At 73.1% G+C, this 18,855-nt stretch carries 17 protein-coding genes; 7 read left to right on the top strand and 10 right to left on the bottom strand.

Features of this window, described 5'->3' with window-relative positions; all coding sequences use genetic code 11:
* Positions 1-91: 91 nt before the first annotated feature.
* Together AC5WRT_RS17390 and AC5WRT_RS17385 are read right to left on the bottom strand one after the other, a co-directional pair.
* Entirely contained in the window at positions 92-1,780 is a 1,689-nt protein-coding gene (locus AC5WRT_RS17390; protein ID WP_496094235.1) for a carbohydrate binding domain-containing protein, read from the bottom strand.
* 132 nt (positions 1,781-1,912) lie between these two features.
* Positions 1,913-3,028 carry an ATP-grasp domain-containing protein gene (locus tag AC5WRT_RS17385; RefSeq protein WP_496094236.1) on the bottom strand — a complete coding sequence of 372 codons (1,116 nt, stop codon included), beginning with the start codon at positions 3,026-3,028 and terminating at the stop codon, positions 1,913-1,915.
* 318 nt (positions 3,029-3,346) lie between these two features.
* Between AC5WRT_RS17385 and AC5WRT_RS17380 the strand changes: the two genes are divergently transcribed.
* Together AC5WRT_RS17380 and AC5WRT_RS17375 are read left to right on the top strand one after the other, a co-directional pair.
* Positions 3,347-4,252, top strand: coding sequence for a metallophosphoesterase family protein (locus tag AC5WRT_RS17380; RefSeq protein ID WP_496094237.1), 906 nt, complete (start codon positions 3,347-3,349; stop codon positions 4,250-4,252).
* The gene (locus tag AC5WRT_RS17375; RefSeq protein ID WP_496094238.1) at positions 4,200-4,880 is read left to right on the top strand and encodes a 4'-phosphopantetheinyl transferase family protein; all 681 of its coding nucleotides are present in this window, start codon (positions 4,200-4,202) and stop codon (positions 4,878-4,880) included. Before AC5WRT_RS17380 ends, AC5WRT_RS17375 begins: the two co-directional genes overlap by 53 nt.
* Positions 4,881-4,910: 30 nt before the next feature.
* On the opposite strand, the gene AC5WRT_RS17370 is transcribed toward AC5WRT_RS17375, so the two are convergent.
* The 3 genes from AC5WRT_RS17370 to AC5WRT_RS17360 all read right to left on the bottom strand — a co-directional run bounded on the left by AC5WRT_RS17370 (position 4,911) and on the right by AC5WRT_RS17360 (position 6,615).
* A complete protein-coding gene (locus AC5WRT_RS17370; protein WP_496094239.1) occupies positions 4,911-5,138 on the bottom strand; it encodes a hypothetical protein in 228 nt (75 codons plus the stop codon).
* A gap of 248 nt (positions 5,139-5,386) precedes the next feature.
* Positions 5,387-5,944: a toxin-antitoxin system, toxin component gene (locus AC5WRT_RS17365; RefSeq protein WP_496094240.1), complete on the bottom strand. Its 558-nt coding sequence runs from the start codon at positions 5,942-5,944 to the stop codon at positions 5,387-5,389.
* 14 nt (positions 5,945-5,958) lie between these two features.
* Positions 5,959-6,615: a helix-turn-helix domain-containing protein gene (locus tag AC5WRT_RS17360; RefSeq protein WP_496094241.1), complete on the bottom strand. Its 657-nt coding sequence runs from the start codon at positions 6,613-6,615 to the stop codon at positions 5,959-5,961.
* A gap of 254 nt (positions 6,616-6,869) precedes the next feature.
* Between AC5WRT_RS17360 and AC5WRT_RS17355 the strand changes: the two genes are divergently transcribed.
* The 3 genes from AC5WRT_RS17355 (at position 6,870) to AC5WRT_RS17345 (ending at position 10,310) form a co-directional block, all read left to right on the top strand.
* Entirely contained in the window at positions 6,870-7,523 is a 654-nt protein-coding gene (locus AC5WRT_RS17355) for an MmyB family transcriptional regulator (protein WP_496094242.1), read from the top strand.
* A gap of 92 nt (positions 7,524-7,615) precedes the next feature.
* On the top strand, positions 7,616-9,742 hold the full coding sequence (locus AC5WRT_RS17350) for a discoidin domain-containing protein (RefSeq protein WP_496094243.1): 2,127 nt from the start codon (positions 7,616-7,618) through the stop codon (positions 9,740-9,742).
* A 172-nt stretch (positions 9,743-9,914) separates the two neighbouring features.
* On the top strand, positions 9,915-10,310 hold the full coding sequence (locus tag AC5WRT_RS17345; protein ID WP_496094244.1) for a group I truncated hemoglobin: 396 nt from the start codon (positions 9,915-9,917) through the stop codon (positions 10,308-10,310).
* 15 nt (positions 10,311-10,325) lie between these two features.
* Here the strand turns inward: AC5WRT_RS17345 and AC5WRT_RS17340 are convergent, their stop codons facing one another.
* From AC5WRT_RS17340 to AC5WRT_RS17330, 3 genes are read right to left on the bottom strand one after another with little or no spacing between them, the layout of a single operon-like run.
* Entirely contained in the window at positions 10,326-11,282 is a 957-nt protein-coding gene (locus AC5WRT_RS17340; protein WP_496100358.1) for a PDR/VanB family oxidoreductase, read from the bottom strand.
* A complete protein-coding gene (locus AC5WRT_RS17335; RefSeq protein WP_496094246.1) occupies positions 11,279-11,452 on the bottom strand; it encodes a hypothetical protein in 174 nt (57 codons plus the stop codon). Before AC5WRT_RS17335 ends, AC5WRT_RS17340 begins: the two co-directional genes overlap by 4 nt.
* Positions 11,449-12,513 (bottom strand): Rieske 2Fe-2S domain-containing protein, encoded by a 1,065-nt coding sequence (locus tag AC5WRT_RS17330; RefSeq protein ID WP_496094247.1) that lies wholly within the window; start codon positions 12,511-12,513, stop codon positions 11,449-11,451. Before AC5WRT_RS17330 ends, AC5WRT_RS17335 begins: the two co-directional genes overlap by 4 nt.
* Positions 12,514-12,679: 166 nt before the next feature.
* Here AC5WRT_RS17330 and amrS point away from each other — a divergent pair, with 166 nt between their 5' ends.
* Entirely contained in the window at positions 12,680-13,705 is a 1,026-nt protein-coding gene (gene amrS / locus AC5WRT_RS17325; RefSeq protein WP_496094248.1) for an AmmeMemoRadiSam system radical SAM enzyme, read from the top strand.
* A gap of 13 nt (positions 13,706-13,718) precedes the next feature.
* The gene (locus AC5WRT_RS17320; protein ID WP_496094249.1) at positions 13,719-13,961 is read left to right on the top strand and encodes a radical SAM-modified peptide, FtsH ternary system-associated; all 243 of its coding nucleotides are present in this window, start codon (positions 13,719-13,721) and stop codon (positions 13,959-13,961) included.
* A gap of 21 nt (positions 13,962-13,982) precedes the next feature.
* Here the strand turns inward: AC5WRT_RS17320 and AC5WRT_RS17315 are convergent, their stop codons facing one another.
* On the bottom strand, positions 13,983-17,267 hold the full coding sequence (locus AC5WRT_RS17315; RefSeq protein WP_496094250.1) for a hypothetical protein: 3,285 nt from the start codon (positions 17,265-17,267) through the stop codon (positions 13,983-13,985).
* Complete coding sequence (locus AC5WRT_RS17310; RefSeq protein WP_496094251.1) at positions 17,264-18,853, bottom strand: DUF8588 domain-containing protein; 1,590 nt, start codon at positions 18,851-18,853, stop codon at positions 17,264-17,266. The genes AC5WRT_RS17315 and AC5WRT_RS17310 overlap by 4 nt, the downstream gene beginning before the upstream one ends.
* Positions 18,854-18,855 lie beyond the last annotated feature (2 nt).

The following is an 18,855-nucleotide window of genomic DNA, read 5'->3' as shown; positions in this document are numbered from 1 at the left end:
GAGCGGCCCTGGAGCAAGGCCCTCGAGATCCTGGGCCTGCGCCGCGCCGGGGCGGCCGGCCCTCGTGGGACCGGCCGCCGGTTCGGTGGTGTCAGCCGGTGAATCCGGCCGTGATGGAGGTGAACTGCCAGTCGTTCTGGCTGATGCCGGAACAGTTGCTCACCACGCCCCCGCCCGCGCAGGGCCGGTCCCGGTTGACCGCCCAGAAGGCGAGCCGCGCGATGTGGTGGGAGTTCGCCCAGTCCCGGATCTGGGTCCAGATCGCCGGGGTGGTCGTCTCCTGCTGGTCGGACAGGCCGTTCATGCCCGAGATGCCGATGTGGGCGTAGGCGGTCGCGTCGTCCCAGCCGAAGGTCGACTTCAGCTTGTTCTTCAGGCCCTCCGCGGCGTTCACGGTGTTGCCGTACATGTCCGAGCCGCCGCCGAAGTCGAACGGCATGATGGTGAACACGTCGATGTCCGCGCCGAGGGACTGCGCCTGCTCGATCAGCCGGTTGCCGTAGTACGTCGGCCCGGTGGTGGAGGTGCCGAAGGTGACGATGGTCTTCAGGCCGGGGTTGTTCGCCTTGACCGTCTTCAGCGCGGTGAGGATCTTCGCCTGGACGGCCTCGTTCTCGAACTCGTCCGTGTTCTCGATGTCCATGTCGACGGCCTTCAGGCCATAGGCGTCGATCACTTTCTGGATGGCGCCGGCGAGCGCGGCCGCCGAGGAGCAGTTGGCGCCCAGCTTGCTGCCCTGCCAGCCACCGAAGGACGGCACGACGTCACCGCCGGCGGATCGGATCGCGTTGATCGCGCTCTGGTCGGCGCCGCCGGTGAGCGGCCGGCTGCCGTCCCAGGCCGGGGTGCAGCCACCGGAGTCCAGCACGAACGCCATCGTGAACCACTTGATCCCGGTCGCGCTCATCACCGTCGTCGGGCTCGGCGGATCGCCCCACCCCTCGTACAGGTACGGCGCGGCCTGCGTGAGACCGGTTCCCCCGCCGCTGCCCGCGCTGGTCGTCACGGTGACGGCGTCGGAGGCGGCCGAGACGTTCCCGGCCGCGTCGTGCGCCTTCACGGTGAAGGTGTACGACGTGCTGGGCGACAGCCCGCTGACCGTGGCGGACGTGCCGGAGACGGTCAGCACCTGGTTCGAGCCGCTGTAGACGTCGTAACCGGTCACGCCCACGTTGTCGGTGGCGGCGTTCCACGACAGGGAGACGCTCGACGACGTCTTCCCGGTCGAGGTCAGGCCCGTCGGCGCGGTCGGCGCCTGGGTGTCGCCGCCGCCTGAGCCGCCACCCGGCCCGTCCAGGCTGATGTCGTCGGCCCAGTAGGTGCCCTGGGCGTACCAGCCGTGGACATAGACGGTGGCGCTGGTCTGCGAGGCGCCGGTGGTGAAGGAGACGCTCAACTGGCTGTACGCCGTCGGCGACGTCGTCCAGGTCGAGGCGCCGCCGTTCACGCCGAGGTACACATAGCTGCCGCGTACCCAGCCGCTGAGGGTGTACGTCGTGTTCGGCTGGACGGCGACCGTCTGGCTGCACTGTGCGTCGTCGCTGTCGCTCACCGCGCCCTGGAGCGCCTCGGCGCCGCTGTGCACGGGGGAGGAGACGACCGAGCCGAGGTTGCCGGTGCAGGTCCAGGGGGAGAGGCCGCCGGACTCGAAGCCGGGGTTGGTGAGGATGTCGGCCGCCTGAGCGGTGGCCGGGAGGGCGATGGCCCCGCCGACCGCGAGGGCGACGGAACCGAGGAGGGCGAGAAGCCGACGTCTGCGACGTCCGAGTGGATTGCGCACGCGATCTCCCTGTGGGGAAGGGGGTGTTCGGGAGTGCAGAGGTGTGCGGAGGTGCGCTGAAGAATTTGGTATGGACCAATCCTGCTGTCAAGGGATGCGGCGGGATTGGTCCATACCCCTGGTTGCGAGCGCCTAGATCGGCAGGGCCTCCACCGCCGAACCCGCCTGCACCGGCACCGCCGGAAGCGGCGTCTTCGCCTCCCTCTGCTGCGGAAGCACCGCCGGTACGGGCAGCAGCGACCGCGGTCCCGCCACCACCGTGTAGTCCTGACCCAGGAACGGCGGCTCGATGACCCCGGGGTCCTCGCCCAGCGCCAACTGCACGGCCGCCCACGGCGCGTTCACCCCGCACAGCGACAGCTGGTGCAGGCCACCCGCGGGCCGCGTGTTGACGTCCATCAGCACCGGCCGGTCGCCCGACATCCGGAACTGGACGTTGGACAGATGGTGCAGCCCGAAGCCCTCCGCGATCAGCCGGGCCGGCTCCAGCCACCGCTCGTCCAGCGTGAAACCCCTGCGGCGCCCGTTCTTGGTGCGGCCCACCGCGAGCCGCAGCCGGTTGTCCGTCCCGGTCAGGCAGTCCACGGACACCTCGGGCTGCTCCAGACGCGGCATCACCAGCCAGTCCACCGGCTCCCCGGACCGCCGCAGCGCCTCGACGACGAGGTCGAGCTGGACGTACGGGCCCGGGAATCCCTCGAGATGGGCCAGCGAGAACGGCGCGCGGGTGATCACCCGGAAGCCGACCCCGCCCGCCCCGGCGGCCGGCTTGAAACACGCCCTGTGCCCGTCAGCCTCCAACTCCTCGACGGACGCGAGGAGTTCGTCCGCGGTGCGGACCCGCCACCACGGTGGCACCGGGACTCCCACCGAGCGCACCGCCTCGTACGCGGTCGCCTTGTCCTCGAAGACGGCCACCGCCTCGGGCGTCGGCGCCAGCAGTGCCGTACCGGCCGCCGCGAAGTCCGCGCGGTGCGCCACGATCGCCGCCTGGTGCAGCCGGGGCACGAACACGTCGATGCCGCGCCGGGCGCACTGGTCGAGGGCGTACTCGACGTACGCGGCCGCGGACAGCCCCTCCGGCTCCAGGTCGGCGGTGTCGGCGGCGGCCAGGACGGGGGAGTCGGGATCGGCGTGCGTGGCGTGGATCTCCACCGCGCGGTCGCCGGGGTTTCTGCGCAGCTGATCCATGAAGAACACGTTCTCCGCGTACGTGCGGTTGAGCCAGACGCGTACGCGAGAGAGCATCCAGGCCGCCTTTCATGGTGTGCGGGCAGGACTCAGCGGCCCGTGCCCGGGCAGGAGGGAGGAAGGGACACCGGAGCACCCCTGCGAAAAGGGAGGTGGGGGTGATGGTGTCGGGGCGATCATACGGCTTTCAAGAGCCCGCGCGTGCAACGCGGACGTTACGGATTTCCGGTGCCCGTCCAGGAGGCGCGCCGGGGTCCGTACGGCCGCTGCTCGCCATGGCCGCGCGCCGCCGGCAGGCGGCCGGGGAGCGTCTTGTCCGGTCTGCGGAAATGTGTTCTCGTGGTCCCGGCAGAGAATGATCGGAAGGGGAGCCGGGTGGAGTCTGTGGCCGGGGCCGGACAGCTGCTGGCCATCAGCGACCTGCACATCGGCTATCCGGAGAACCGCGCCCTGGTCGAGGACATGCGGCCCGCCGGCGACGAGGACTGGCTGATCGTGGCCGGTGACATCGCCGAGACGGTCGCCGACATCCGCTGGACGCTGGAGAAGCTCGCGGCCCGTTTCCGCAAGGTGCTGTGGGCGCCCGGCAACCACGAGCTGTGGACCCATCCGAAGGATCCGGTCACCCTGCGCGGTGTGGCCCGCTACGAGCACCTGGTCGGGCTCTGCCGAGAGCTGGGCGTCGTCACCCCCGAGGATCCCTATCCGGTGTGGCAGGGCCCCGGCGGCCCGGCTGTCGTGGCCCCACTGTTCCTGCTGTACGACTACTCGTTCCTGCCGCCCGGCTGCGCCACCAAGGCCGAGGGCCTGGCCTACGCCGAGGGCACCGGCGTCATCTGCAACGACGAGTACCTGCTGCACCCCGATCCCTATCCGAGCCGTGACGCCTGGTGCCGGGCGCGGGTCGCCGAGACCGAGCGCAGGCTCGCCGAGCTGCCCGCCGGCCTGCCGGTCGTACCGGTCAACCACTATCCGCTGCACCGGCATCCCACCGAGGTGCTGTGGTACCCCGAGTTCGCCATGTGGTGCGGTACCCGGCTCACCGCCGACTGGCACCTGCGGTTCCGGGTCACGACGATGGTCTACGGCCATCTGCACATCCCCCGCACCACGTGGCACGACGGAGTCCGCTTCCAGGAGGTCTCCGTGGGCTATCCCCGAGAATGGCGCCGGCGCCCGGAGCCGCCGGGCAGACTGCGCCGCATCCTGCCGATGGAGGTCGAAGCCGGTGATCGAGGAGCTGCTCCCGGAGTCGGTCGTGGCCGTGGAGGCGCACGGTGACGACCCGCTGTGGGATGCCGGGTTCTACCCCGGGGAAGCAGCGCTCGTCGCGCGTGCGGTGGCCAAGCGCCGCCGTGAGTTCGCCGCCGTACGCGGCTGCGCCCGGCGCGCGATGGAGAAGCTCGGCGTGCCCGCGCAGTCCGTTCTGCGCGGCGAGCGGGGCGCACCGCGCTGGCCGGCCGGCCTGATCGGCAGCATGACCCACTGCGACGGCTACTGCGCCGCGGCCCTGGCCCGCGCCGGCGACCTGGCCTCGCTCGGCATCGACGCCGAACGGCACGCGCCGCTCCCGAAGGACGTGGGCCACTTCGTCCTCCTGCCCTCCGAGGCCGAGCGGATCGCCCGGCTGCGCGAGCGGCATCCCGCCGTGCACTGGGAGCGGATCCTGTTCAGCGCCAAGGAGTCCGTCTACAAGGCGTGGTTCCCGCTGACCGGTGCCTGGCTGGACTTCTCCGAGGCCGACATCAGCCTCCACCCGGGTCCCGGCGACCGGCCGCACGGCACCCTGCGCGCCGAACTCCTCGTCCCCGGGCCCCGGGTCGGCGGTCGTCGGCTCCAGACCTTCGACGGCCGGTGGGCCGTACGCGACGGCGTGGCCGTCACCGCCGTGGTCCTCCCGCACGACTGAGGCCCTCCGGCGGTCGCTCCTGCCCCGCGGTCAGGCCGGCGGGCACCAGTCGCGCAGCAGACGGAAGAACTCCTTCTCGTTGCCCGCGAGGCCCGCGTGCTCCAGGGCGCGCTCCGCCTCGGCCAGCACGGCGGGCGGCACCACGGCGGGCCGGCCGCTGTCCGGTGGCCCGTCGAAGGCGGCGCGCACCGTGTGCAGCAGCCGCAGATAGGCCTGTACGGCGGTGCGCTCATGGTCGGTCAGTACGGCGGTGGGCATCGGTCGGCTCTCCCCGAGTAGGCGTCACGGTCGCGCGCCGTGCGGCGCATCTCTCCAGCTTGCCGCCCACCACTGACAACGCCCCCCGGCTCCGCTCCGGTTCGCCCGCTCAGCGCAGCCCGAAACCCTCCGCCGGAGTCCGGAAGGGTGGCCCGGCGCGGGGTACACCGCGCCGCGGACCGCCGACCGACCGCGGCGGGCGCCGCCCGCGCACCGGTACCGGCCCCCGCTTCGTGCGGCCGTCCGGATCAGCCCTGCGGCCCCGGATACCCCAGCGACGCCTCGATGCGCCCCGCCACGTCGTCGCGCTGCACCGGACCGCGCAGGGCCGAACCGGCGAGCCAGGTACGGCACTTGCTGGCCAGCAGCAGCCCGAACGTCTCGGCCTGCCGCTCCTCGGTGAGGTCGAACCGGGTCCGTGCCGCGACCCGCTGCACCGTGGCCTGCAGCGCCTCCTGGTCGGTGTCGTCGTGCAGCAGTCGCGTGGCGACCCCGACCCCGTCCACATGGTGTCCGCGGTGGTCGGCCTGCATGTGCCACAGCTCGTGGCCGAGAATCACCAACTGGTGGTCGGGCGCGGTGCGTTCCTCCACGACCACGAGATCACGGTCGGTCAGGTCCAGCCACAGCCCGCTCGCCGTGCCCGTCGGGAACGCGGCCGCGCGGAAGTGCACCGGGCGGCCCCGGCGGCGGCTCATCGCCTCGCACAGTGCTCCGTACAGCTCGCCCGGCGGCGCGGGAGCGGGCAGCCGTACCCCGCCCACCAGCTCGTTGCACAGGCGGCGCATGTCCCTGCCGATGCCCACAGTCCTCCCCCGGCTCACGACTCGGGTCGCTTGACGCTCTCCAGGAGCATGTCGAGCCACTCCGCGACCTTGTCCCGGTGCTGGTCGGTGGGCAACTGCGCGGCCCGCCACGCTATTCCCCGCACCCCGTGGTCCTGCAGCAGCCGCTCCAGCGCATCCTCCTCGGTCCCGGCCGCGGCCCGCTCCCGGTCGGCGAGCTTGGTCAGCAGCTCCTGCTCGGTGCGCTGCAGCGCACCGGCCAGCGCCTCGGGGTCCTCCGCGGTGAGGAATCCGGCGTGCACCTTGAAGAAACGCTGCAGGGCGTCGCAGTGCTCCATCGTGGGCCGCCGGTCGCCGTTGATGAGCGCCCCGGCCTGCTGCCGGGACATGCCCGCGCCGTCGGCGATCTCCTGCTGGGTGTACCTGCGGCCGTTCGGTTTCAGCCGGGTCCTTCGCAGCAGGCCGAGGCGCTGCAGAAAGCGCGCCTGGACGTCCGGTTCGCCCGCGGGCCGGCCGGCGAGCAGGGCCTTGACCACAGGCTCGGGCACCCCGCAGGCCACGGAGAGCCGCCCGACGTCGAAGACCTCGGCGTGCGGCACGCCGAGCCGGTCGGCGAGCGCGGTGACGCGGGCGACGACGGCCGGCAGCTGGGCGGTCGCCGTGGCGCCCGGATCCTCGTAGCCATCCGTCACCGACAGAACTCCTACGTCTCTCGAGGGCTTCAGATGTGTCCGTGTTTCTGAGTCGGTGCTTCTCACGAGCGATCGCCGTGAACTTCCCGGAGAGTAGCGGGTGCCGCGAACCCACAGCCAGGTGTCGCCACAACTGTGGCGAATTTCAGCCGTCAACGACCGCGGAATGCCACGATAGTTGACACGGTCTTGCCGGGGGCCGCAGGATCGCAGGGCCGCGTGAAGGCCGCAGAGGCAAGAGGGGTGACCTCCCGATGGCACATCAGGCAGGAGGGCAGCGGCCGGCACCGCGGCCCGTCCCCGAGACCTGCGCGACCCAGGCGTTCCTCCAGGACTACGCCGTCCTGCTGGAGTCCCTCGCCTGCCCGTCCATGGTCGTCGACCACCGCTGGGACGTCGTCATGGCCAACGGCGCGTTCGAGACACTTTTCCGTGGGGTGCGCCGGCACGCGACGGCCATGCCCGGGGAGAACTTCCTGCGGTTCGTCCTGTTCCATCCGGACGCGGGCGATGTGCTCGGCGAGCACGAGCAGGGCTGGTGCCTGCCGATGATGGCCCACCTCAAAGCCGCCCTGGAGACGTACGGTCACGACCACGAACTCCAGGCGATCCGCCGCGACCTCGCCCAGGATCCGCTCATGGAGGCCGCCTACCGGCAGGGCCTGCCGCACTGGATCCGTGCCGTCGGCGAGAGCGCGGCACGGCTCGACGGGGCCGTGCGGCTGCTGCGCCACGTGGACCCGCGCCGCGGCTGCGTCGAGTGCCGTGTCGTCGAGGAGACGCCGTACGCCCTGCGGGACCTCGGCCACCGGCGCCTGACGCTGGTCCTGCGCGAGAACCGCCGGCCCGCCGCGCCGGTACGCCGCCCGGCCGCCCACCTCACCGTCGTCCCGGCCCCCGAGGACTGACCCGGCACCGCCGGCGTTCAGGTCGCCGGCGGCGCCGGGTCGAAGGAGAGCGAGATCCGGGCAACCGGAAGCGGCGTCCCTGTGCTGGCGCGATGACACCGGCGTTCGTCCCTTTCGCCGTGGTGGCCTGCGCCCGGGCGCTTGCCAACTGCCCGAGACGGCAGTGGTTCCATGCGATGAGCGGGCTACCGAGCCCCTCGGCGGCCTCGCCGGCCCGTACGGCGGCGGTCCTCCACGCGAGGTGGGCTGATCTCGCCGCGATCTTGCCGCGGTCGCCGACTTCGCGTGGGTGGCCCTGCGGACCCGGCGCGCCCGGCGGCGACCGGCGGAGTGACGCCCAGGATCCGTCCGACGGCCAGTCCGGTGCGCTGAACGTGTACGTCAACGGGGCCAGGCTCGCCAGGACCCTGCCGGTGACGTCCACCTACTCGTACATCGACACCGGCTGGATCCCCGGCGCCAAGACGCACCGCTTCTTCGACGACACCCGGATGCTGCTGGGCCAGAACGTCCAGCCCGGTGACAAGGTCGCCGTCGAGGCGACCGGCACGCAGGTCACGGTGGACGTCGCCGACTTCGAGCAGGTCGCGGACCCCGCCACCCCGCCCGCGGGCTCGGTGTCCGTCGTCTCCAAGGGCGCGGACCCCACCGGCACCGGCGACTCCACCCAGGCCTTCCGGGACGCCGTCGCCGCCTCCCGGGACGGCACGGTCTGGATCCCGCCGGGCGACTGCCGGATCACCTCGTCGCTGAGCGGCGTGCAGAACGTGACGCTCCAGGGCGCCGGCGACTGGTACTCGGTGGTGCACACGTCCCGGTTCATCGACCAGTCCGGCTCCGCCGGGAACGTCCACATCAAGGACTTCGCCGTCATGGGCGAGGTCACCGAACGCGTCGACTCCAGTCCCGACAACTTCGTCAACGGCTCACTCGGGCCCGACTCGTCCGTCTCCGGCATGTGGATCCAGCACATGAAGTGCGGGATGTGGCTGACCGGCGTCAACGACAACCTGGTCGTGGAGAACAGCCGCTTCCTCGACACCACCGCCGACGGCATCAATCTCAACGGCACCGCCAAGGGCGTCGTCGTCCGCGACAACTTCCTGCGCAACCAGGGCGACGACGCCCTCGCCATGTGGTCGCTCTACTCCCCGGACGCGAACTCCAGCTTCGAGAACAACACGATCTCGCAGCCCAACCTCGCCAACGGCATCGCGATCTACGGCGGCACGGACCTGTCCGTGAAGAACAACCTGATCTCCGACACCAACGCCCTCGGCAGCGGCATCGCGATCTCCAACCAGAAGTTCATGGATCCCTTCTTCCCCTTGTCCGGCACCATCACGGTCGCCGGCAACACCCTGGTCCGCACCGGCGCGACGAACCCCGACTGGAACCATCCGATGGGCGCCCTGCGCGTCGACTCCTACGACAGCGCGATCGGCGCGACGGTGAACATCACCGACACCACCGTCACCGACAGTCCGTACAGCACCTTCGAGTTCGTCTCCGGCGGCGGGCGCGGCTACCCGGTGGGGAACGTCAACGTGACCGGCGCGACCGTCAGGAACACCGGCACGGTCGTCGTCCAGGCCGAGACTCAGGGCGCGGCGGCCTTCCAGAACGTCACCGCCACCCGGGTCGGCTCCGCCGGCGTCTACAACTGCCCCTACCCGGCGAACTCCGGCTCCTTCACCCTGACCGACGGCGGCGGCAACTCCGGCTGGTCCAGCACCTGGTCGGACTGCTCCACCTGGCCCCAGCCCGGCCAGGGCAACCCCGAGCCCGACCCGAACCGCGACCTCGCCAAGGGCCGGCCTGCCTCGGCGACCGGTTCGCAGGACGTCCACACGCCGGGCAACGCGGTCGACGGGGACGCGAACTCCTACTGGGAGTCCACCAACAACGCCTTCCCGCAGTCCTGGACGGTCGACCTCGGCTCGTCCTACGCCGTGCGCCGCCTGGTGCCGAAGGTGCCGCCGTCCTCGGCCTGGGGCGCCCGCACCCAGACCGTCAGCGTGCTCGGCAGCACCGACGGCGCCGGCTACTCCACCGTGCTCGGCGCGCACGACCACCGCTTCGACCCGGCCACCGGCAACACGGTCACCGTCCCCCTGCCGGACGGCACCCGACCGCGGTACCTCCGCCTCACGGTCGGCGCCAACACGGGCTGGCCGGCGGGGCAGTTCAGCGAGGTGGAGGCCTATCTGACGAGCTGACCCCCAAGGGGCGCCCAGCCCCTCTCCGGTGCGGTGTGCCGGCCGTCGGCCCCGTGTGTGAGCAGCCGGTCACGAAACGTTCCGCCGCGCCGTGCACCGCACCGGAGAGGCTCTGAGGGTCCCGTGACGTTCCCCTCACGCCTCGGCAGGACGGCGGCGCGACGCCGGGCCCATGACCGACACCACTTCCGGCACCCCGGCCCCGGCCGTCACTCCGAGCCTGTTCGAGCAACTCGGCGGCGAGGACGCCGTCGCGGCCGTCGTCGACGCCTTCTACGCCAAGGTCCTCGCCGACCCCGCCCTGCAGCCGTACTTCGCGGCAGTGGAACTCGACCGACCGAAGCGGCACCAACGGCGCTTCATCGGCCGGGCGCTCGGCGCCGCCCACCCCTGCACCGGCCGCTCCGTGCGCAAGGCCCACGAGCATCTCTCGGTGACCGGGGCCGCCTTCGACAGCGTCGTCACCCACCTGGCCGCCGATCTGTCCGAGGCCGGGGTCGTCGAGGGGACGATCGGCGCGATCGCCGAGGTCCTGCCGCCCCTGAAGGAGGACATCGTCACCGCGTGAAGGTCCGGCCGCCCCTCACAGGTCCAGCACCAGCCGGGCGCCCCTGCACCGGGACACGCAGATCATCATCGTGTCGCCCGCCGCCCGTTCCTCCTCGGTGAGGACCGAGTCCCGGTGGTCCGGAGTGCCCTCCAGCACGTCCGTCTCGCAGGTGCCGCACGTCCCCTCCGCGCAGGAGTACAGCACCTCGACCCCGGCGGCACGCACCGCGTCCAGCACGGAGACGTCCGGAGGGACGGTGACGGTGCGGCCGCTGCGGGCCAGGGCGACCTCGAACTCGCCGTCCTCGCCCGCCTGTCGCTCCTTCGGCCGGAACCGCTCCACCCGCAGCGCACCGGCCGGGCAGCGCTTCTCCACGGCGTCCAGCAGCGGCCCCGGACCGCAGCAGTACACCAGGGTGTCCCCGGGGAGGTCGTCCAGCACCGGGCCAAGGTCCAGCAGGCCGGTCTCGTCCTGCGGGGCGAGGGTGACCCGGTCGCCGTAGCGGGCCAGTTGCGCCGTGAACGCCATGGCGGAGCGGGTGCGCCCGCCGTAGAGCAACGTCCACTGTGCGCCCGCCTGTTGGGCCGCGGCGAGCATCGGAAGGACCGGGGTGATGCCGATGCCGCCCGCGATGAACCGGTAGCGGGGCGCGGGTTCCAGCCGGAAGTGGTTGCGCGGCCCGCGCACCCGAACCGTCCCGCCCTCGCTCATCCGCTCGTGCACGTACTGCGACCCTCTCCCGGCCTCCGGCCGGGGGGACCCCGGTCGACCGGCGCCCTCGCGCAGCACCGCGATCCGCCACGCCGACCGGTCCGCCGGATCGCCGCACAGCGAGTACTGCCGTTCCAGTCCCGGCCGGAGCAGCAGGTCCACATGGGCGCCGGGCTCCCAGCCGGGCAGCCCACGGTCCAGCGGATCGCGCAGGGTCAGGGCCAGCACCCCGTCGGCCACCAACTGCCGTCGGCTCACGACAAGTTCGAATTCGGTCACCGCACGTCCTCTTCGCCGGTGCCGTGTCCTTCGGGATGCGCCAGCATCCACTCCCACATCAGCACCGGGTCCTCGGCGGAGTGCTCCGCGCCGCAGTGACAGGTGCCGTGCAGCACATCGGTGCCCGGAAGCCAGTCGATCCGGTGGACCTCGCCGGTGCCGGGACTCACCGGACCCCCTCGACCGGCTTGTCGCCCTCCTCGACCAGACGGGCCAGGATACGGCGGGCGGCGAGGCCGCCGGTGTCGATGTTGATGCTCAGTTCCTGGTAGCCGGTGCGTTCGGTGCCGAGCGTGCGCTGCAGCAGGTTGAGCGCGTCCACGTCCTGCATCACCACGGTGTGGTTGTTGGCCCGCAGGAACTCGCTGACCTCGGTGTCCTCGGTCGCCCAGTCCCGGGACACCGCCCAGAAGTCGTACACCTTGCCGTCTGTCGACGGGGTGATGGCGTAGGTGATCCCGGTGTGGAAGCCGTGCGGATCGCTGCCGTCCGGCTCGGGCTCGACGCCCGTCGGCGCGATACGGCTGTGCAGCAGATACAGGCAGGGCGCGTGGTACTCGATGTCCTGCCAGCGGGTGATCCGGCCCTCGATGCCGGTCGAACGGGCGTAGAACGGCGGGCACTCGGCATCGTCCATGTGCCGGCTGACCCGGACCACGCCCGCGCCCTCGTCCACCTCGGTGGTGATGGGCGTCTCGGCGACCTCGGGGGTGCCGATGTAACCGCCGTGCAGATACGTCTCGTGGGACAGGTCGAGGAGGTTGTCGACGAGCAGGCCGTAGTCGGCGTCGATCGGTTCCATGCCGCGTACGGTGGTCCAGCCGGGGGAGTCCAGGTGCCGGGCCCGGGGGATCGGCTGCGGGTCGGCGAGCGCCGGGTCGCCGATCCACACCCAGATCAGCGAGTCCTGCTCCACCACCGGGTAGGAGGCGACACGCGCGGTGCGCGGGATGCGTCGCTGTCCCGGCACGTACACGCAGGCGCCGGTGCGGTCGTAGGTGAAACCGTGGTAACCGCACACGATACGGTCGCCGTCCAGGCCGCTCGAGGACAGCGGAAACCTGCGGTGCACGCACCGGTCGTGCAGGGCGACCGGGGTTCCGTCCTCCTCGGAGCGGTACAGAACGAGCGGTTCCCCGAGGATCGTCCGGCCGAGCAGTTCGCGCCCGACCTCCTCGCCGTACGCGGCGACGTACCACTGGTTCCTCGCGAAAGCGGTCATGTGCGGCATGGTTGCGGCTCCCGTCCGTGGATGTGGCCACATCGTCGGGAGGCACCGCACGGGGCGCAACGCCGACTTCCGTCAGGCGGAAGGGAATCCGTCCCGTGCCTGCCACGTGGCGCGGCCCGGCGAGACTCCCTGACAAGCGGCCGGGTTGGCCACTACGCTCGTGAACGTGAGCTGGCAGAGTGCCGACACCGCGTTCACCCGGACCTCGGACGATGCCGTGCGCTGCATCCTGTGCCCGTACCGCTGCCGGTTGCGGGACGGCGAGAGCGGGGCCTGCAAGGTGCGGCGACGGCACGGCCGGACCGTGCAGACGCTCACCTTCTCCACGACCGTCCGGCACTGGGACGCGGTCGAGCGCAAGCCCTTCTACCACTTCCGGCCCGGCAGCAGGGTCCTGACCCTGGCACCACCCGGCTGCTCCTTCCGCTGCGACTACTGCGTCAACCACCGGCTGTCCCAGTACGGCAGGGGGCAGGGCCCGGACGCCGGTCCGTCGCCCGAGCCCGTGGACGTGCCGGGTCTGGTGCGTGCGGCGGCGCAGGAGTCCGCGTCGCTCGGGCTGTCGTACTCGGAACCCTCGCTCGCACCCGAACTCACCCTCGCGCTCGCCGCCGAGGCCCGTCCCGCCGGTGTCCCCGTGGTGTGGAAGAGCAACGGCTTCCTCACTCCCGAGGCCACCGCCCTGCTCGCGCCCGCCCTGTCCGCCGTCAACATCGACATCAAGGCGGCCGAAGAGGAACCGCACCGCAGACTGACCGGGGCGCCTCTCGCTCCCGTGCTGGACACACTGCGCCGCATGCACGCCGCGGGCGTGTGGGTGGAGGCGACCACTCCGCTGATCCCCGGCAGCAGCGCCGACGAGACCCAACTGGCCTCCATCGCAGGCTTCCTGGCCGCCGTCGACCCGGACATCCCCTGGCACCTGCTGCGGTTCACACCCACCTACCGGATGGGCGACCACCCGCCGACCGTCCCGGGCGACCTGGATCGGGCGCGCGCCATCGGCCGCTCCGCCGGGCTGCGGCACGTGTACGTCGAACGGGCCCTGGGCGCCGACGGGCGCACCACCTACTGCCCCGGGTGCGGAGCCGCCGTCGTGCGCCGGGACATCTGGGCCCTGGCGCACCTGGGACTGGATGCGCAGGGGCGGTGCCGGGAGTGCCGCACACCGATCAAGGGGATCTGGACATGAGGGGGAACCGCGAATGACGGAGAACGAGAACGGCACGGTGCCCTCCGCTCCGGTGTACCGGCTGGTGGACTCGCTGCCGGACCTCATCGATGCCGCGGAGTACCCGAGGCACCCAGAGGGCCGCCTGGTCCGGATCCGGCTGACCTGGAGCAGCGCCGGGGTGGACGTCCTGGGGGACGCCTTCCGCCCCGACCTGCTGGAGCGGCTTCTCGAAGGACTCGGACCGGACGAGATCGAGCAGATGATGTGCGGTTGAACGTACCGTCGGCGGGCGGGACTACAGTTCCGCCAACACGGACGTCAGCACGTCCGTCAGGCGTTCCGGGACCGGATCGGGTGCCAGCGTCCAGCAGTCGGCCTCCTCGCTCGTCGTGGGCACACCCGGATAGTGGACGCGGATCGTGAGCAGACCGGGGACGCAGAGGCGCGCCTGGTGGGGATGGGTGAGCAGCACGGCGCGCGGGGCGCCGCCGGTGCCCGCCGCCAACCTCGCCAAGGAGGCGTTCGTCAGCTCCGCCACCCGTACCGGATCCGGCGGCGCGGGCGGCACCACCTGCCACAGCCGGCGCAGACCGCTCGGCCCGGTCAGCGGCACCGGGCCGGTCAGCCCGTCGAGCCCGATCAGCTCCACCTGGCGGCCCGCGCCGGCCAGCGCGTCGGCCAGGGCATGTGCGCACACCCGCAGACAGGTGCCGACGCGCCCGTGGGCCGCCGGGCCGGTGTCGAGCACGAGCACGGCACTGCGCGTCGCGGGCGGCGCGGCACTGCGGCGGGTCCGGTAGAGCAGCGCGGCCTGTGCGTGGAGAGCCGCCAGCACATCGCCCGGAAGCGTCAGTTGACTGGGCACCATGCGGTCCGGCGGGCCGTGCCGCACCAGGTCCGCGGGATCTCCGGCCGCGGTCGGGCCGGTGATCCCGTCCCCCACGGGAGACTTGGGAAGCCGCAGTCCGGCGACGGGGTGACGTCCGTCGAGGACCGGGCCGGGCCGGCCCAGCCCCCGGGCCACCCGGTGCACCAGACCCGGGTCCTGCCGTACGGCGTCGGGGCCGAGAAGCCGCAGGGCGGGCAGCAGGGCTGTCCGGGTCCGCTCCAGTGCGACCGCCAAGTCACCCGCAGCGGACGGGAGCCCGGGAAGGTCCTGCGCGGGGCCGGTGAGTCCGCGACGCAGCGCCGCGCGCAGTTCGGCGCCCGGGACGCCGGACGGTGCCGCGAACCGGACGTCCGGCGGGAGCTGGGAGGCCGCGACGGCGGCCAGGGCGGGGTGCGCCTCGGGCGGCCAGTTCAGAGCGCGCAGTGCCGCGGCCGCACGGGTTCCGTACAACAGCCCCGTGGGTCCGGTGGGCCGGTCGGCGGCGGGAGCGCCGAGCAGGCCGGCCAGTTCGGCGAGGACCGACAACGGGACGGCCGCCTCGGCGGCAGCTGCCGCGCCGCCCAGTTCGGCCAGCCGGGGCGCGGGCAGGGGAAGCGGCACGGTGGCCGAGAGAGCGCCGGCGGGGTGCAGCTCCCAGAGGAGCACGGTGCCACCGCCGTACGTGGTGACGAGGCGACGTCCGTCCGGCGACCAGCGGACCGCCCACAGCGGGCCCGGTACCCGCGTGGGTTCGAGGGTGAGCAGCACCGCGCCCTCCGTCACGTCCCAGATCTGCACGGCGGACGGTGACCTGCCGGGGCCCGGGGCCGCCAGCAGCCTGCCGTCCGGCGACCAGGCAAGGGCGGGTGCCCAGCCGACGCCGCCCGGGGCGCCCAGCTCCCGGTGGATCTGCCAGTCCGCGGTCTCCCAGACCACGATGGGGCCTTGTCCGGCCTCCGGGGTGGCGGCCAGCCAGGAGCCGTCGGGGGACCAGGCGACCCGGGTCGCGAAGGCGCCGGACCGCAGCCTCAGTCGCGGGCTGGTCCGGGTGAACTCCGGCATGCGCCACAGCAGTACCTCGCCCAGGGTGCCGGCCGCCAGCCGGGAACCGTCCGGCGACCAGGCGGGCCGTCCGACCCGCCGGGGCACGGGGCGGCTCACCGGGCGGACCGGGGACGAGGGTTCGCTGAAGTCGTACAGGTACAGATGGGCCGGACGGGGACCGGGCTCGGGTACGACCAGTCGCGCGCCCCCGGTGGGGCACCACACCGGCGCCTGACCGCCGGGGCAGCGGGCGAGGACGGTGCCCGTGGCCGCGTCCAGCACGCTCAGCGGCGCGGCACCCTGCCGGGTGGCGACGGCGAGGGCGGCTCGGGACGCGGAGGCGGCGGCAGGGGCGAGAGCCTCGGCGGAGGGCTCGATGTCGACCGCCCCCCAGGACCCGGTCGGCACAGCCGCCGTCCACACCGGCCTCGGCACACCGGGGACGGTGAGCGAGAGCAGCCCCGGCCGCGACTCGGCGACGGTGGCGTCCGCGTTCAGCCAGGCGAAGCCGGGAGCCAGCGGGCGCCGGATGCCGCCCTCGGCTGCGCCCTGCCGCGCCGGCGCCTCCCGTTCCTTGGTGCCCTCGTCCGCGCCCTCCTGCGTGCTCGTCGTCTCGCTCCCGTCCGCGCCCTGCGCGTCCACCTCCGAGGCGAACGGGCGCGGTGGTCCCGCGGTGAGGGCGGCCGTCCCTCCCTCCGCGGGGAGCCGGCGTCCCACCGAACCGCACATCGCGGCCACCCAGCGGCGCACGGCCGCGTCCGCGCGCCGGCCGGTCGACGGCTCGCCCGCGTCGGGCAGCTCCCACAGCGCGTATCCCACCGTGGCGTCGTGCTCCGTCCGCACCAGCAGCCGGCCCGCCGCGCAGACGCCGAAGTCGGCCCCGGAGCGCGGCGCGGCCGGGATCTCGGAGACCTGTCGCAGCGCCGGGTCGAGGACCAGCACACCGCCGGCGGCTGCGACGGCGAGGAAGCGGCCGGTGCGGCTGAATCCGAGGCCGTACACCCCGGTGACGGCACGGGAGGCCGGGACCTCCGTGCCGTGGGCGTCTGCCAGGTGCACGCCCTCGGCGTCGGCGAAGGCGAGGGTTCTGCGGTCGGGAGACCAGGCGACCGCGTGCACACCGGTGCGCCCGGCGCAGGGGGTGGCGTGCGGACTGCGCGCCGCCGGACTCCACAGCTGCAGCGCGGTCGTGGTGGCCACGCACAGCAGCCGGCCGCCGGGGTCCCACACCAGGTCGGCCACCGGGCCGCCGACCGGGAGGTGGACGGACGCGCCGGTGCGGCGGTGGCGCACCGTCACGGTTCCGGGCCCGGAGAGCAGGGCGGTGCGCAGCCCGTCCGGGGCGACCGCGAGCCCTCGGCCGGCTGTTCCCCGGACCGCACGGAATCGGAGGCGCTCGGTACCGGTGAGGGCGTCCAAGGCGCGGACCACCGAGCCGCCCGTGAACACCAGTACCTCGCCGGCCCGTTCCGCCCAGGCCGCCGTCACCGGCATCGGACCGTCCGCCGGCACCGACCAGACGGTGCGTCCGCCGTCGTCCACCGCGTCCAGGGCCCCCGCAGCGGAGCGCAGGTACACCGTGCCGTCGGGACAGAGCCCGCCACAGTCGTCCGCAGTCTCCCGGAACCAGCGGCGGCGCGGCAGGTGGTCCGAGATCTGTGTGCTCACTCCGCGTCCCCGAGCCGCAGGGCAGCCTGCTCGAACAGGCGGCCGGCCTCCAGCGGGTCGCCGGCCGCGCGGTACGCCTCGGCGGCCTCCAGCAGATGCCCCTCGGCACGCAGCCGGGCCGCCCGTTCCAGCGCCGGGGTGACGTCCTCTTCGTCCGGGTCGGGAAGCAGGACCTGGTCCTGCGGCGAAGTCGGCACGCTCGGCCGGTCGGCCGTCAGCTCCTCGAAGGCCACGAGGAGTTCGAGGGCCACCTCGGACAGGCCGGGGGCCGTGATCGGTGGCTCCGGCGGGGTCCACAGGGTCCATGCCGGCACGAGCGGGTCGAGCCGGAAGACGGACCGCCCGCCCTGCCAGCACGCCACCGCCACGCCCGTCCGCAGTCCCAGCGCACGGATACGCGCCCCGGCGGGAAGCTCGGGCACCAGCTCGAAGCCTGACTGGACGAAGCAGGCTCCCGGCCCCACCCGGCGCAGGGGCGCGCCGAACGGCACGGAGGCTGCCATGCCCGTCGCGTCGACCAGCAGATGGACGCCGTCCCCCACGGCCAGGAAGGCCTGCTCGGCCAGCGTCCGGCCGAGCAACAGGCGACGCAGTAAAGGCAGTTCGGAATCCGTGAGCAGGACCGCGTCCACCCGTGTGTCCGCGTCGGGACGCGGTGCCACCCGTACACGGACCTCGGGCGGAACGGCAGGCGGGCAGGCCGGCTGCCGGGCGGCGGCCGCGGGCGCGTCCGGCAGGCGCTGGACCTCGAGCGGTGCCGGGCTGCTCAGCAGCCGCAGTGCGACGGGTGGCTGTTCACCCGAGTCCCCGAGCAGCCACAGCTCCCCATCGGCCACATCGGGCCGCAGGACCGCCTCGTCGAGCGGTGCGTCCAGTCGCACCTCCAGCAGCAGCCGGGCGCAGTGGGCGGCCGGGCGACAGACGGAGGTGCGGGGCAAGGAGAGCAGCGAGTGAACGAGTCCGTCGGGCAACGCAGGGTCGGTGTCCAAAAACCCCGGACCGTCCCCGGCGGCACGGGCGCGCAGCAGCACCAGCAGGCGGTCCTCCGAGGGCGCCGGCCGGGTGTCCGGGAACAGCGGACGCGTCCGGGTCCGTACGAACGACACCTCGGCCCGCGCCGACTGGGCCAGCCGCACCACGGTCGCCAGCAGGGCCGGCGCCGTCAGCACGTACAGCAGGGTGTGGCCGGTCGAGGGGGGTCCGTGGGTGGGGAAGGCGGCCAGCAGTTCGACCACCGTCACCTCCGGCCAGGACCGCACCTCCTCGGCGTCCCGGGAGTGTGGGCTGTCCAGCGGCGCGGGCCGCCCGCCGTGCAGCGCGATGACATCGGCGGCGGCCGGGCCGGGCAGCGTCGTCAGCAGCCAGTAGGCCGACCGGTCTCCCGCGCTCGGTCCGGGCTGCCGGTGGCAGGCCCAGTCCGCCGCGCCCGCGCCGTACAGCGAGCCGAGCGCGGCCAGCGTCTGCCCGGCAGAGACGAAACGGCCCGCGCAGCGCCAGCGGACGCCGTCGTGCCGGGGCGGCCCGGCGTATGCCGCGCCGAGGTCCTGATGTGGTCGGCCGCTGCCGACACCCCACGATTCCGACACGG

This window comes from Streptomyces sp. NTD91 (assembly GCF_059510455.1).
Note: the sequence above shows the minus strand (reverse complement) of the source record. Positions and strands in the feature narration are given on the sequence as shown.

Coding starts and splice junctions, on each gene's coding strand:
- AC5WRT_RS17350 (WP_496094243.1), top strand. CDS start 7,616: ATGACACCGGCGTTCGTCCCTTTCGCCGTGGTGGCCTGCGCCCGGGCG.
- AC5WRT_RS17320 (WP_496094249.1), top strand. CDS start 13,719: ATGACGGAGAACGAGAACGGCACGGTGCCCTCCGCTCCGGTGTACCGG.
- AC5WRT_RS17330 (WP_496094247.1), bottom strand. CDS start 12,513: ATGCCGCACATGACCGCTTTCGCGAGGAACCAGTGGTACGTCGCCGCG.
- AC5WRT_RS17345 (WP_496094244.1), top strand. CDS start 9,915: ATGACCGACACCACTTCCGGCACCCCGGCCCCGGCCGTCACTCCGAGC.
- AC5WRT_RS17355 (WP_496094242.1), top strand. CDS start 6,870: ATGGCACATCAGGCAGGAGGGCAGCGGCCGGCACCGCGGCCCGTCCCC.
- AC5WRT_RS17370 (WP_496094239.1), bottom strand. CDS start 5,138: ATGCCCACCGCCGTACTGACCGACCATGAGCGCACCGCCGTACAGGCC.
- AC5WRT_RS17385 (WP_496094236.1), bottom strand. CDS start 3,028: ATGCTCTCTCGCGTACGCGTCTGGCTCAACCGCACGTACGCGGAGAAC.